Below are 14,815 nucleotides of genomic sequence, written 5' to 3'. Positions count from 1 at the left end.
TATGTCACAATATATTAATGGTATTGCTGCATCTGATGGTGTAGCAATTGCCAAGGCATATTTACTAGTAGAACCAGACCTTTCATTCAATAGTGAAAAGGTTACAGATGTCGATTCAGAGATTGAAAAGTTCAGAAATGCTATCGATACATCTAAAGTTGAATTAACAAAGATTAGAAATAATGCAGAAGAGAACCTTGGTGCTGATAAAGCAGCAATCTTTGATGCACATCTATTAGTCTTAGATGATCCAGAATTAATTCAACCGATTGAAGATAAGATTAACAACGAACAAGTTAACGCTCCAACAGCTCTAACAGATGTTACAGGGCAATTCATCACAATATTTGAATCAATGGACAATGAGTATATGAAAGAACGTGCTGCTGATATTAGAGACGTTTCAAAACGTGTCTTGGCACATATTTTGGGAGTTGAATTACCAAATCCTAGTATGATTGATGAAAGCGTTGTCATCATCGGGAATGATTTAACACCATCAGACACAGCTCAATTGAACAAAGAGTTTGTGCAAGGATTTGTAACGAATATTGGTGGTAGAACATCTCATTCTGCTATCATGAGCCGTTCATTAGAAATCCCAGCGATTGTTGGAACGAAATCAATTACTCAAGAAGTTAAACAAGGCGACATGATTATTGTTGATGGTTTAACTGGTGAGGTAATTATTGATCCGACTGAAGATGAAGTGATTGCTTATCAAAATAAGCGTGAACGCTTCTTTGAAGATAAGAAAGAATTACAAAAGTTACGTGATGAAGAAACGACAACACTTGATGGTAAGCACGCCGAATTAGCAGCAAATATTGGTACGCCAGATGATTTAACTGGTGTTATCGAAAATGGTGCCGAAGGTATTGGTTTATATCGTACTGAGTTCTTATATATGGGAAGAGACGAAATGCCTTCTGAGGATGAGCAATTTGAAGCTTACAAGAAAGTGTTAGAAACAATGAAAGACAAACGTGTCGTTGTTCGTACGTTAGATATTGGTGGCGATAAAGAGTTACCATATTTAAACTTACCTGAAGAAATGAATCCATTCTTAGGATATCGTGCGATACGTTTATGCTTGGATCAACCTGATATTTTCAGACCGCAATTGCGTGCATTATTACGTGCATCTGCGTTCGGTAAGTTAAATATCATGTTCCCAATGGTTGCTACAATTCAAGAGTTCCGTGATGCCAAAGCATTACTTCTTGAAGAGAAGGACAATTTAACACAAGAAGGTGTTGAAGTATCTGATGATATCGAATTAGGTATCATGGTAGAAATTCCTTCTACAGCAGCTTTAGCTGATGTATTTGCTAAAGAGGTTGACTTCTTTAGTATCGGTACAAATGATTTAATTCAATACACAATGGCAGCAGATAGAATGTCAGAACGTGTATCATACTTGTATCAACCATATAATCCTTCAATTTTACGTTTAGTTAAACAAGTTATTGAAGCTTCTCATAAAGAAGGTAAATGGACAGGTATGTGTGGCGAAATGGCTGGAGATGAGATCGCAATTCCATTGCTATTAGGTTTAGGCTTAGATGAGTTCTCAATGAGTGCAACATCGATTCTTAAAGCGCGCCGTCAAATCAAAGGCTTAAGTCAAAATGAAATGGAAGAATTAGCAGATAGAGCAATAAATTGTGCAACTACTGAAGAAGTTACTACATTAGTTAATCAATATGCAAAATAATGTTAATAATTATGGATTGGGCAAAGAAATATAATTGCTAATCATCCATATGAAAACATATAAAATAGTAGGAGGATTGGTCAAATTAATTGGCCAATTCTTTTTTTTAATGTAAATAGAGGCAACGTTTCATTTATGCTGAAACGTTGCCTCTATTTATATTTAACATCAGTCAATCATCATTGGATTGGAAAAATTAATTTAACTTTTATAAAAAAGGGTAGAAATGTACAAAATGATTATATTTTTTCAATAAGATTCATTACGCTTCAATATCTAATGTACGATTAATTTTTTCCATATCAATTTGATACATTGGTTCATCATCAATGAGTATAAAAGGTGTCGCAAATGCATCGTATTCCATCATTTCATTTCTATATTGTGCATTCGCAACATTTTTTTCTTCGAAAGCCACACCTTTGTCAGTCAGGTAACTTTTAATAAAAGTACATGGAGGGCAGTCATTCTGTGTATAAATTATGACACTTTTCATTTGAAGACATCCTTTCTTGAATCCACTTATATTAATATAAGAGAGTTTATTATATTTATCAAGTGTGTAATTTATATGCTTATAGTCATCAATTTGTCACTAATTTATAGTTAGAAATAATTTCAAAAATTATATAACGGGTTTATAATGGATGGAAGTTGTGATTTTTGTCACAAATAAAAATAAAAGGTGATAATATGGATTCAGTTGAATTAGCAAGATTTCTAACTGCAATGACGCTTGCAGTGCACATAATTTTTGCGACAATCGGTGTGGGAATGCCGCTTATGTTTGCAATTGCTGAATTTTTAGGCATTAGAAATAATGATCCTAAATATATAACTTTAGCAAAACGTTGGTCAAAAGGTTATACCATTACTGTAGCTGTTGGTGTTGTGACAGGTACAATTATTGGTTTACAGCTATCTCTATTGTGGCCTACATTTATGCAAATGGGTGGTCACGTAATTGCATTACCATTATTTATGGAAACTTTTGCATTCTTCTTTGAAGCAATATTCTTGAGTATTTACTTATATACTTGGGATCGATTTAAAAATAAATGGACGCACTTTTGGATTAGTATACCTGTAATTTTAGGTGGTTCATTTTCAGCGTTCTTTATCACTGCAGTTAACTCATTTATGAATACACCTGCAGGATTTGAAATGAAAAATGGCAAAATGATTAATGTGGAACCTTGGGCAGCTATGTTTAATGATTCATTCTTAGTACGTTCATTCCATGTTGTAGCGACAGCATTGATGACAATGGCGTTCGTGTTAGCTGCAGTAGCAGCATTTAAACTATTGAAGAATAAATTTGCTCAGGATACCGAATATCATAAAAAGGCACTTAAGCTTACGATGATATTAGGGTTAATTTTTACATTAGGCTCAATGTTAGCAGGAGATATGTCAGCTAAGTTTCTGCACAAAGAACAGCCTGAGAAGCTTGCTGCCTATGAGTGGCATTTTGATACTGAGTCTAAGGCAGATCTAGTGTTATTTGGTACTTTAGACGAAAAAACACAAGAAGTTTCGGGTGCTATTAAAATTCCAGGCGTATTAAGCTTTTTAGCAGATAATAACTTTAATACAAAGGTGAAAGGCTTAGATGAGTTCCCGAAAGAATTAAGACCACCTATGATAGTACATTACTACTTTGATTTGATGGTATTTATGGGTGTGTTCTGTATGGTTGTTTCAGGTGCCTATGTAATGACATTAGTCTTTAAAAAGTTGAAGAAATTCACTTACTCCAAAGCTATGTTATATGGTGCGTTATTAACAGGGCCAGCAGCATTATTAGCGATAGAATTTGGTTGGTTCTTAACAGAACAAGGACGCCAACCATGGATGGTTAGAGGCTATCTTAAGGTTGCAGACGCAGCAACTCAAGCTGGTGGATTAACGTTAGTTACGGTATTATTCGCACTCTTATATATCGTTCTTATTGTTACTTCGTCTTATGTATTAATTAGGATGTTTAAACATAAGCCTGCTTATAAAGACGTTGAGAAACTAAAGCAAGAAAGAGGTGATTTATCATGATATTTGCATATATAGGAATCACAGTACTATGGTTTTTCTTATTTTGCTATATTATTGTTGCCTCTATTGACTTTGGGGCAGGATTCTTTACATTACACGCGAAAGTGACGAAACAAGATAAAAAGATAAATCATTTAATTGCAAGATACTTAAATCCTGTTTGGGAAGTGACGAATGTATTCTTCGTTTTCTTCTTTGTTGGAATGGTAGGATTTTTCCCAGACACTGCGAAATATTTCGGTTCAGTGCTATTACTACCAGCCTCTATTGCTGTTATTTTGATTTCAATTAGAGGTAGCTTTTATGCATTTGAAAATTATGGTCCAGATACAAAATTACCGTGGTTAGCTTTATATGGTATAGCTGGTTTATTTATACCTGCAGCATTAGCTACGACATTAACAATTTCAGAAGGTGGCTTTATTAAAGAGCATGCCGGTAACATCGATTTGAATTGGGTGGAATTATTGTTAAGTCCATATGCATGGGCAGTGGTATTTTTAGCAGTCATTTCGGTATTGTATATTTCTTCCGGATTCTTAACATTTTATGCTGCAAGAGCGCGAGATACTGAAGCATATCGTTTACTTAGATATTGGTTCTTATTCTGGGGGCCGCCGATGATTGCGATTTCGATATTTGTATTCTTATCTTTAAGAGTGCAAAATGAGACACACTTTATGAATGCAGTCACAAATTATTGGTGGATGTTCTTATTGAGCTTAATCTTCTTTATAGGTGCAATGATTTTAACATATCTAAAAAAAGGACACGGTGTAGCATTTATCTTTGTCATGTTGCAAATGGGATTCGCATTCTTTGGATACGGTGCAAGTAAATTGCCATATATATTAACCCCATATATTCATATTAAACATGGCGTGACTAATCCAAGTATGGCAATAACGTTAATCACTGCATTTATTTTTGCTTTACTTTTATTAATCCCATCGTTAATATTAATTATGAAATTATTTGTTTTTGACAAAGAATATGTCGAAGGCAAAAAATAACAGTTTTAATTAAAGAGGTGTAGGCAGTATTTGTTATCTAAGTTTTATAGATAACAAACTGCTTATGGCCTCGATTTTTAAATTGGAGGACGCATATGGATAAAGAATATGTGGTAATTGGCTTAGGTCGATTCGGTGGCAGTATAGTTAGAGAATTAAATGCACTTGATATGGATGTAATGGCGATTGATTCGAACGAAGCACGTGTGAACGAATACAGTGATATTGCAACGCATGCTGTAGTTGCTGATACTACAGATGAAGCAGTAATGAAAAGTTTAGGTATAAGAAACTTTGATCATGTTATTGTCGCTATAGGTGAAAATATTCAATCTAGTACTTTGACGACATTAATCTTGAAAGAATTAGGGGTTAAAAAAGTAACAGCCAAAGCGCAAAATGATTATCATGCTAAAATTTTAAACAAAATTGGTGCAGATACGGTAGTACACCCAGAACGTGATATGGGTAGACGTATCGCACATAATGTTGCAAGTGCTAGTGTACTTGATTATTTAGAACTTGCTGATGAACATTCTATTGTTGAAATTAAAGCTAGTGAAAAGATGGCAGGGCAGACGATTATACAACTCGATATTCGTGCACAGTTTGGTATTAGTATCATTGCTATCAAAAGAGGTCGAGAAATTTTAGTATCTCCAGATCCGAATTTAAGTGTTGAAATTGGAGATATATTAATTATGATTGGCCATGATAACGATTTGAGTCGTTTTGAAAAGAAAGTCGTTCGTTAAAGTAATGTGATTCATACTAGAGGTAAGCGTTAATTTATGATATCAAAAAGGACTAATCCATTAATGTGGATTGGTCCTTTTGTATATATAATAATTAAATATCTTTGAGGTTTATTTGATGTAAAATGATGTGGGTGTTTTATATTAGTATAAATGGCTCGCTTTCCTAGGGGCCAGCTTCAGCCTGTAGTCTTCAGCTTGTCCTGTTCCCTCAGGAGTCTCGCCAAAATACTTCCTCGAATAATGATGATTGTATATTATGTAGTCTTAGTATTATTGAAATAAATATGTCTTTTTTGTATTTAAATATAAATCATCAATACTCAATACTCGTATACTAGTGGTGTTTAATATTAGTATAAATGGCTCGCTTTCCAAGGGGATAGCTTCAGCCTGTAGTCTTTAGCTTGTCCTGACACTTGGCTTTATATGAATGAGATTTAAGGTAGTATAATCAACTAACAATAATGAAAAAGACAGTATCTATTACAATGTAATAGATACTGTCTTTTATGTTCATCGAAACAATTTCGATGATACGTTTATTTTTCGTCCGTAGTTGCTGATTCTGTGTTTTGCTGTTTAGGCTTTCTAGGTGCTTTAGGTTTCTTTGGTGATTTAGCAACTTTTGTTGACTTAGATTGTTGTTTCTCTGATTGATTATTATTTTTCTTAGTTGTATTTTGTTTGTTTGATTTATTTACTTTCGCTTTTGGTTTACTTGGCGGTGGTGTTTGACCATCTTCGTTAACTTTCATGATAACAGGTAAAATCATTGGTTTACGTGCTGTTTTTTCATATAAGTAAGGTTGTAAAGTTTCGATAATTGAAGACTTGATTTGATGCCATTGTATTTCTGGATTTTGGTTCAATTTTGAAATAACATCAGTTTTTATTCGACGTTGTGCATCATATATTAATTGACCTGATTCACGCATGTACACAAAACCACGCGAAATAATATCAGGACCTGAATGTAAAGTATTAGTGTTGAAATCAATACTAACAACAACGATTACTAAACCTTCTTCAGATAATAATTTTCTATCTCTAATTACAACATTGCCGATATCACCAATACCGCTACCATCAACGAGTACATTTCCAGATGGAATACGTCCAGCTTTTCTTGCAGAATCTTTAGTTAGTGCTAATACATCACCAATTTCAAAGATAAATACATTGTCTGGATCTACACCACAATCAATACCAGTTTGACCATGCGCTTTTAACATACGGTATTCACCGTGAATAGGTAAGAAGAATTTTGGTCGAATTAATCGTAACATTAATTGTTGATCACCTTGAGAACCGTGACCTGAAGTATGAATATTCGATACTTTATGATGAATGACTTCTGCACCTGCACGGTATAAGGCATTAATTGTACGGTTAATGCTCTTAGTGTTACCTGGGATAGGTGATGAACTGAAGACAACTGTATCATCTGGAATGATTTTAATTTGTTTGTGAGTGCCGTTTGCGATTCTTGATAAAGCTGCCATAGGTTCACCTTGAGAACCAGTACATAAAATTAATAATTCATGTTTAGGAATACTATTTATTTTATTAGGTTCAACAAATGTTTCTGGTGGTGCTTTAATATAGCCAAGTTCCATACCGATTTTGATGTTATTTTCCATAGAACGACCAAATGTAACAATTTTTCTATTATATTTAATTGCTGCTTCAACTGCTTGTTGAACACGATAAATATTAGAAGCGAATGTTGCAAATATAATACGGCCTGAACAATTGCGGAAAATCTTTTCAACATTTTGGCCAACTTCACGTTCGCTTAACGTAAAGTCAGGTACTAATGAGTTTGTTGAATCGGATAATAAACACAGTACGCCTTCTTCGCCGAGTCTTGCCATTTTTGCAATATTTGCTGGTTCTCCAACGGGAGTAAAGTCAAATTTAAAGTCACCTGTGTGAACAATATTACCTTCAGGCGTATTGACAATTACACCGTAAGCTTCTGGGATACTGTGCGTTGTTAAATAGAATGACACTTCAAAATGCTTTGATTTGATTACACTACTTTCATCGATTTCAATGAGCTCAGTAGTTCGTAATAAATGATGCTCTTCTAATTTGTTTCGGATTAAACCTAAGGCTAATGGGCCACCGTATATAGGTACATTGATTTGTTTAAGTAGGTAGGGCACACCACCTATATGATCTTCATGACCGTGAGTAATAAACAGACCGACAATTTTGTCTTGGTTCTGTTCTAAATAGGTAATATCAGGAATTACATAATCAATACCTAAAAGGTTATCATCTGGGAATTTAATACCAGCATCGATGATTACAATTTCATCTTGATATTCCACGGCATAAGTGTTTTTACCAATTTCACCTAGGCCTCCAAGCGCGTATACCGCAACTTCATTTTTATGAATTTGCTTCATTATTCAGCTTTCTCCACATTGAAATGATCTGATTGTTTTTCATACTCTAAATGTGCGCCCTCTAATTTTGTAATAAATTCAATATTATAATTACGTTCCTTTAAATATCTTCTTACTTGTTCTTCTGTTTCTGCTTCAACATAAATTGTTTGAGTTGATTCACGTACAATCACTTCGTCTTTGTTATGTTGATAAAATACTTTAAATACTGCCATTATATAGTTCCTCCTAAGATTCTATTTCTTGATTAAATGTTTTATAGTAAATAATCCCTTAATTTAGATGATGAAAACAAACTTTTGTATGAATAACATGAGAATTATCATGTATGGGGTAGTTTCATTGACTAAATATAAGTAAACCATGTGCAAATGGTTGCTAGATGATTTCGGATTATTTTAATTATCGTTCATTTTGAAAAATACAAATATATTTATATTTTCAGTTATATCTCATTTTACATGATGTAGTTGAATAAATAAAGCAGTTTTATCTTGTTGTAAGCTAATATAGTTATGGTTTGCCATATTATTTATGTGAAAATTAATATCAGCTAGAGCAATGAAACCTTAAAATTTTCTGAAAATTTTAAATTAATTTACTAAAAGCTTGAGTAGGTTATAATTTTTATTTATGATAATAAAGTATAGATACATATTATAAGGAAAGTATAATTAGCAAATTGAGTTTGAAGAATAAGTGAAGGTGATTGGAATGGAACAAGTAACTAGAATAATTGAAGATGTGAAAAACGAGAAAAAAAGAACTGACAAAATTTTTGAAGGTATTACATTTGAAATTCGCGCTGAGCAAGTATTGATGTTTTTTAATTATAGTGAAATCGTTGATAATATTAGTGGTAATCAGTATTACGTGAAGCATAATCATGATCCTGAGTTTATTGATATTCAAGAGTTGAACCAATTGAAAGAAGGATTGCAAAAATTAGACATTCCGTTTAATGAACGTAGAGATGTTTTTATGTAATTGAAAGTGGCTTTAGTGATTATTAACTTGATTAAGTGGCTGGAACAGTGCATTGTTTCAACGTGTTGGTAATGTTAAGAGCAGGTTGCGTTAAACTGAATATGGATAATGATACTGTCAATTTACATTCGTTTGTCTAAATTGGCAGTATTTTCAGTTGTGAGAATATATATTTAACTTGCACGCTTTGTGTATGCATAATTTCAAGATGACAATATATAGTATTGTTAGTTAAATAGGATGTCGAAATGAAATGAACTTTATAATGGCTATAACAAATTTATGTGAATCAGTATTAAGTTTAACTCACAGTTCATGCTTTTAAGGTTTGATAAAAGATTGTATTAAAATGGACAATTTATAAATCATTGGATTATATGTTAAGACTAAGGTGATGTATGAAATTCTATAATAATAGTAGAAAGTAGGTTTATATAAAATAATCTGTACATAAATTTAAATGTAGTATTTTTGCGGAATGCCACAGAGTATGATGTCTGACAGTTTAAGGCGATGTTTGAGACATAGTCCTGGGATATGGATTAACAATGAAATTATTGTAAATAAAATAACCAGCAAATGATTATATTGTCATTTACTGGTTAATTGATGTCCTCGTATAACGAATTATTAATTAGCAAAGGTGATAGAAGTTGGAAAAGTACAATAAATTATACTAACTTTAATCATCTTTATATAATGTAAAGCGTTTGTTTGATTAAAAATGAATTTAAGAAATTACTAACTTAACAATAATTTCAGTGCATCCAATCTATACTTCCACAGCATCTTGGTGTGGTTTGAGTGGGTTATCGTTATCGATATAATCGTAAAACATCACGCCATTCAAATGATCAATCTCGTGTTGTAAGATAATAGCTGGATAACCTTTTAAACGCATTTGAACATCGTTACCATCTATGTCTTTTGCTTTAACTGTGATTCGGTTTTTACGATGAACTAGACCTGGAATGTTTTCATCAACGCTTAAGCAACCCTCACCTGTTGGTAGATATGCTTCTTGAATACTATGACTTGCAATTTTAGGATTTACTAACATAAGGTCATAGCTTCTGCTTTCTCCATCATCAGGTAAATATACAGCAATCATTCTTTTAGAAATATTGATTTGAGGTGCAGCTAAACCAACACCTGAGCGTAATCCATATTTATTAGCTGTCTCTTCGTCTTGACTATTTATTAAAAATTCTCGCATTTCTTTTAAAGTATTGCGATCTTCTTCAGATATAGGTAATTCAACTTCTTTAGCCTTTTCTCTAAGAGTAGGATGTCCATCTCTTATAATGTCTTTCATTGTTAACATTTGTTCTAACACCTTCCTTAATATAAAATATACCAAAGTTTAATAGTTAAAATACAGTGATAAATTTGAATTGTTATATAATATTATATAACATAACACTCACATAAAGGAGGATTTCAAACTATGAAATTTAAACACGGAGTTAGTGTATTACTTGCATCTACAATTTTAATGGCAGGTTGCACAACTGATAGAGGAGAAATAAAAAATTATAATAAACAAGTCGATAAAGCAAACGATGAGGAAAAAATCGTGAATTCTGTAGGTGAAAAAATAAATACACTTGAACAAGAAAAACAAAAATTAGTTAAAAGTGTTAGTGGTAAAAATCAAGAAAAGGTACAAAAAACTTCTGAGAAAATTGTCGATAATGTAAAAGAAAGAAAAGATGAATTTGAAAAAGAAGAAAAGGCATTTGATAAGTCGGAAGCGCAGTACAAAAAAGGTCAAAAGCATATAGATAATATTGAAAACAAGCAGAAACAAAAAATGGTTAAAAAATTAGACAAAGCACAGCTTGATAAATATAAAGCACATAAAAAATATGCCGATGCCTATGATGATGTATTGAAAAAAGAAAAAGCAATGTTTGAGTATACATCTGGCGATAATGTGGAACAATCACAAATAGATAAAAAATCCAAAGAAGTATCAGAATCATACAAAAAAATGAATGAAGCATTTAAAAAATATTCAGACACAGTGAAAAAAGTGAAAGATGAAAAACAACAAGTAGACACGATAAGTTAAATGGGTGAGTTATATTTTGAAATTTTAAAATGACGCGATATACTATAGGTATTGGATGCGCTTACATCTTGTGACTTGTAATGTATCAACATTGCAATAATTAGGACTAATACAGAGTTGTGTAAAAGAATGATACAGTTCTAAAACTGTACTCATTTTAAGTATTACAGAACTTTTTTAAAATGTTTAACAGTGTAACAGTTTTGTGATACAATACTAGAGGATAAAATGAATTTCTATTATACGGGAAAGGTATGGTGAATTGAATGGCTCCGAAATTACAAGCCCAATTCGATGCAGAGAAAGTATTAAAAGATACTGAGTCTCAATTTGAAATGATCCAGATTTTGGATGAAGATGGTAATGTTGTTAATGAAGACTTATTACCGGATTTAACTGATGAACAACTCGTTGAACTAATGGAGAGAATGGTATGGACACGTATTCTTGACCAACGTTCTATCTCATTAAACAGACAAGGTAGACTAGGTTTCTATGCTCCAACAGCTGGACAAGAAGCTTCACAATTAGCTTCACAATACGCATTAGAGAAAGAAGACTTTATTTTACCAGGTTACCGTGATGTGCCTCAATTAATTTGGCATGGTTTACCTTTAACTGAAGCTTTCTTATTCTCAAGAGGTCACTTCAAAGGGAATAGAATGCCTGAAGGTGTGAATGCATTAAGTCCACAAATCATTATCGGTGCACAATATGTACAAACTGCTGGTGTTGCATTAGGTATGAAGAAACGTGGTAAACAAGCTGTAGCAATTACTTATACTGGTGACGGTGGTTCTTCACAAGGTGACTTCTATGAAGGTATTAACTTTGCGTCTGCTTACAAAGCGCCAGCAATTTTTGTAATTCAAAATAATAACTATGCGATTTCAACACCACGTAGTAAACAAACTGCTGCTACAACATTAGCTCAAAAGGCTATCTCTGTTGGTATTCCAGGTTTACAAGTTGATGGTATGGATGCATTAGCTGTATATCAAGCAACTAAAGAAGCACGTGATCGTGCTGTTAATGGTGAAGGTCCTACATTGATTGAAACTATAACATACCGTTATGGTCCACATACAATGGCTGGAGATGACCCTACTAAATACAGAACTTCAGACGAAGATTCTGAATGGGAGAAAAAAGATCCATTAGTACGTTTCAGAAAATTCCTTGAAAATAAAGGGTTATGGACTGAAGAAAAAGAAAATGAAGTCATCGAACGTGCAAAAGCAGAAATCAAAACTGCTATCAAAGAAGCAGATAACACTGAAAAACAAACTGTTACTGACTTAATGGAAATTATGTACGATGAAATGCCTCAACATTTACAAGAGCAATATGAAATCTATAAAGAGAAGGAGTCGAAGTAACCAATGGCACAAATGACAATGGTTCAAGCAATTAACAACGCGCTTAAAACTGAATTACAAAACGATGAAAATGTTTTACTTTTCGGTGAAGACGTGGGTGTTAATGGTGGTGTTTTCCGTGTAACTGAAGGCTTACAAAAAGAATTCGGTGAAGATCGTGTATTCGATACACCATTAGCAGAATCTGGTATCGGTGGTTTAGCCCTAGGTTTAACAACTGAAGGTTACCGTCCAGTAATGGAAATCCAATTCTTAGGATTCGTATTTGAAGTATTCGACTCTGTTGCAGGTCAAATCGCACGTACACGTTTCCGTTCAGGTAACTCAAAACAAGCACCAGTAACAATCCGCGCTCCTTTTGGTGGTGGTGTGCATACACCTGAATTACACGCTGATAACTTAGAGGGTATCTTAGCACAATCTCCAGGTTTACACGTTGTAATTCCATCAAATCCATATGACGCAAAAGGATTATTAATTTCTGCAATCAGAAGTAATGACCCAGTCGTATACTTAGAGCACATGAAATTATACCGTTCTTTCCGTGAAGAAGTTCCAGAAGAAGAGTATACAATTGAAATTGGTAAAGCAAGTGTGAAACAAGAAGGTACAGATATTACACTTATCGCTTACGGTGCTATGGTTCAAGAATCACTAAAAGCTGCTGAAGAACTTGAAAAAGACGGTTATTCAGTAGAAGTTATCGATTTAAGAACTGTTCAACCAATCGATATCGAAACATTAGTAGCATCAGTTGAAAAAACTGGTCGCGTTGTAATCGTTCAAGAGGCTCAACGTCAAGCTGGTGTTGGTGCTACTGTTGCATCTGAACTTGCTGAGCGTGCTATTCTTTCATTAGAAGCACCAATCGCACGTGTTGCAGCAGCTGACACTGTATATCCATTTACACAAGCTGAAAATGTTTGGTTACCAAACAAAAATGATATCGTTGAAAAAGCAAAAGAAACATTAGAATTTTAATTATAACCTTGAAGAAGTGGGATTTTAGCTATTGCTAAATCCTACTTCATTTCAAGTTTATATAAAAAACAGCATGAGGTTTTGACATATATGTCTTTCGCTCATTTTCTTATTTTGACTTAATATGATTTTTTAGGAGGAAATAACGTGGCATTTGAATTTAAATTACCAGATATTGGTGAAGGTATCCACGAAGGTGAAATTGTAAAGTGGTTTGTAAAAGCTGGAGATCAGATTGAAGAAGACGATGTATTAGCTGAAGTCCAAAATGACAAATCAGTTGTAGAAATTCCATCTCCTGTTTCAGGTACAGTCGAAGAAGTACTTGTAGAGGAAGGTACAGTAGCAGTTGTTGGTGATACAATTGTTAAAATTGATGCACCTGATGCAGAAGATATGCAATTTAAAGGTAGCGATAGTGATGAATCTGCAAGTGAAGAAGCACCAGCTGCTGAAGAAACTGCTAAAGAAGAAGCACCTGTTGCTACTGACGATGCAGACGTAGATGAAAGCAAACGTGTTAAAGCGATGCCTTCAGTTCGTAAATACGCTCGTGACAACGGTGTAAACATCAAAGCTGTAGCTGCTACAGGTAAAAATGGACGTACTACTAAAGAAGACGTTGATGCTTACTTAAATGGTGGACAAGCAACAGCTTCAAATGAAAGTGCAGCAGCACCTCAAGCTGAAGAAACTGCAAGTGCTACACAATCAGCACCAGTTGCTACTGAAGGCGAATTCCCAGAAACAACTGAAAAAATCCCAGCAATGCGTAAAGCGATTGCTAAAGCAATGGTTAACTCTAAACACACTGCACCTCATGTAACATTAATGGATGAAATTGATGTTCAAGAGTTATGGGATCACCGTAAGAAATTTAAAGAAGTTGCAGCAGAACAAGGTACTAAATTAACTTTCTTACCTTATGTTGTAAAAGCTTTAGTTTCTGCACTTAAAAAATACCCAGCACTTAACACTTCATTCAATGAAGAAGCTGGCGAAATTGTACACAAACATTACTGGAATATTGGTATCGCAGCTGATACTGATAGAGGTTTATTAGTACCTGTTGTTAAGAATGCTGACCGTAAGTCAATGTTCGCAATTTCAGATGAAATTAATGAATTAGCTGTTAAAGCACGTGATGGTAAATTAACTTCTGATGAAATGAAAGGTGCAACATGTACAATCAGTAACATTGGTTCAGCAGGTGGACAATGGTTCACACCAGTTATCAACCATCCTGAAGTAGCTATTTTAGGTATTGGTCGAATTGCTCAAAAACCAATCGTTAAAGATGGTGAAATTGTAGCAGCACCAGTATTATCATTATCATTAAGCTTTGACCACAGACAAATTGATGGTGCAACTGGACAAAATGCTATGAACCATATCAAACGTTTATTAAATAATCCAGAATTATTATTAATGGAGGGGTAAAAC

General features: G+C 33.7%; 13 protein-coding genes. 9 read left to right on the top strand and 4 right to left on the bottom strand.

What is annotated here, in order from left to right; genetic code table 11:
- Window position 1: 1 nt before the first annotated feature.
- A complete protein-coding gene (gene ptsP, locus ACF91D_RS23780; RefSeq protein WP_107527898.1) occupies window positions 2–1,717 on the top strand; it encodes a phosphoenolpyruvate--protein phosphotransferase in 1,716 nt (571 codons plus the stop codon).
- A 262-nt stretch (window positions 1,718–1,979) separates the two neighbouring features.
- Here the strand turns inward: ptsP and ACF91D_RS23775 are convergent, their stop codons facing one another.
- Window positions 1,980–2,213, bottom strand: coding sequence for a glutaredoxin family protein (locus ACF91D_RS23775; RefSeq protein WP_042739890.1), 234 nt, complete (start codon window positions 2,211–2,213; stop codon window positions 1,980–1,982).
- Between the two features lie 197 nt (window positions 2,214–2,410).
- On the opposite strand from ACF91D_RS23775, the gene ACF91D_RS23770 reads away from it, so the two are divergent.
- From ACF91D_RS23770 to ACF91D_RS23760, 3 genes are all read left to right on the top strand, one after another.
- Window positions 2,411–3,766, top strand: a complete 1,356-nt coding sequence (locus tag ACF91D_RS23770; RefSeq protein WP_042739904.1) for a cytochrome ubiquinol oxidase subunit I — start codon at window positions 2,411–2,413, stop codon at window positions 3,764–3,766.
- Entirely contained in the window at window positions 3,763–4,779 is a 1,017-nt protein-coding gene (locus tag ACF91D_RS23765; protein WP_107527967.1) for a cytochrome d ubiquinol oxidase subunit II, read from the top strand. Before ACF91D_RS23770 ends, ACF91D_RS23765 begins: the two co-directional genes overlap by 4 nt.
- 95 nt (window positions 4,780–4,874) lie before the next feature.
- Window positions 4,875–5,534: a potassium channel family protein gene (locus ACF91D_RS23760; protein WP_042739002.1), complete on the top strand. Its 660-nt coding sequence runs from the start codon at window positions 4,875–4,877 to the stop codon at window positions 5,532–5,534.
- 542 nt (window positions 5,535–6,076) lie between these two features.
- Here ACF91D_RS23760 and rnjA read toward each other — a convergent pair.
- Both rnjA and ACF91D_RS23750 read right to left on the bottom strand, forming a co-directional pair.
- A complete protein-coding gene (rnjA, locus tag ACF91D_RS23755) occupies window positions 6,077–7,951 on the bottom strand; it encodes a ribonuclease J1 (protein WP_107528037.1) in 1,875 nt (624 codons plus the stop codon).
- Window positions 7,951–8,166: a DNA-dependent RNA polymerase subunit epsilon gene (locus ACF91D_RS23750; RefSeq protein WP_042739000.1), complete on the bottom strand. Its 216-nt coding sequence runs from the start codon at window positions 8,164–8,166 to the stop codon at window positions 7,951–7,953. Before ACF91D_RS23750 ends, rnjA begins: the two co-directional genes overlap by 1 nt.
- 499 nt (window positions 8,167–8,665) lie before the next feature.
- On the opposite strand from ACF91D_RS23750, the gene ACF91D_RS23745 reads away from it, so the two are divergent.
- A complete protein-coding gene (locus ACF91D_RS23745; RefSeq protein ID WP_042738999.1) occupies window positions 8,666–8,938 on the top strand; it encodes a hypothetical protein in 273 nt (90 codons plus the stop codon).
- A 772-nt stretch (window positions 8,939–9,710) separates the two neighbouring features.
- Here the strand turns inward: ACF91D_RS23745 and def are convergent.
- Complete coding sequence (gene def, locus ACF91D_RS23740) at window positions 9,711–10,262, bottom strand: peptide deformylase (protein ID WP_107528026.1); 552 nt, start codon at window positions 10,260–10,262, stop codon at window positions 9,711–9,713.
- A 123-nt stretch (window positions 10,263–10,385) separates the two neighbouring features.
- On the opposite strand from def, the gene ACF91D_RS23735 reads away from it, so the two are divergent.
- The 4 genes from ACF91D_RS23735 to ACF91D_RS23720 all read left to right on the top strand — a co-directional run bounded on the left by ACF91D_RS23735 (window position 10,386) and on the right by ACF91D_RS23720 (window position 14,812).
- Window positions 10,386–11,012: a YkyA family protein gene (locus ACF91D_RS23735; protein WP_042738997.1), complete on the top strand. Its 627-nt coding sequence runs from the start codon at window positions 10,386–10,388 to the stop codon at window positions 11,010–11,012.
- 266 nt (window positions 11,013–11,278) lie between these two features.
- Window positions 11,279–12,391: a pyruvate dehydrogenase (acetyl-transferring) E1 component subunit alpha gene (pdhA, locus tag ACF91D_RS23730; RefSeq protein ID WP_042738996.1), complete on the top strand. Its 1,113-nt coding sequence runs from the start codon at window positions 11,279–11,281 to the stop codon at window positions 12,389–12,391.
- A gap of 3 nt (window positions 12,392–12,394) precedes the next feature.
- The gene (locus ACF91D_RS23725; RefSeq protein ID WP_042738995.1) at window positions 12,395–13,372 is read left to right on the top strand and encodes an alpha-ketoacid dehydrogenase subunit beta; all 978 of its coding nucleotides are present in this window, start codon (window positions 12,395–12,397) and stop codon (window positions 13,370–13,372) included.
- 147 nt (window positions 13,373–13,519) lie between these two features.
- A complete protein-coding gene (locus ACF91D_RS23720) occupies window positions 13,520–14,812 on the top strand; it encodes a dihydrolipoamide acetyltransferase family protein (RefSeq protein WP_042738994.1) in 1,293 nt (430 codons plus the stop codon).
- The last annotated feature ends 3 nt before the right edge of the window (window positions 14,813–14,815 follow it).

This window comes from Staphylococcus sp. 231237_7MaSpsaltlick (assembly GCF_043107035.1).
This window is presented reverse-complemented; position numbering and strand designations above follow the sequence as displayed.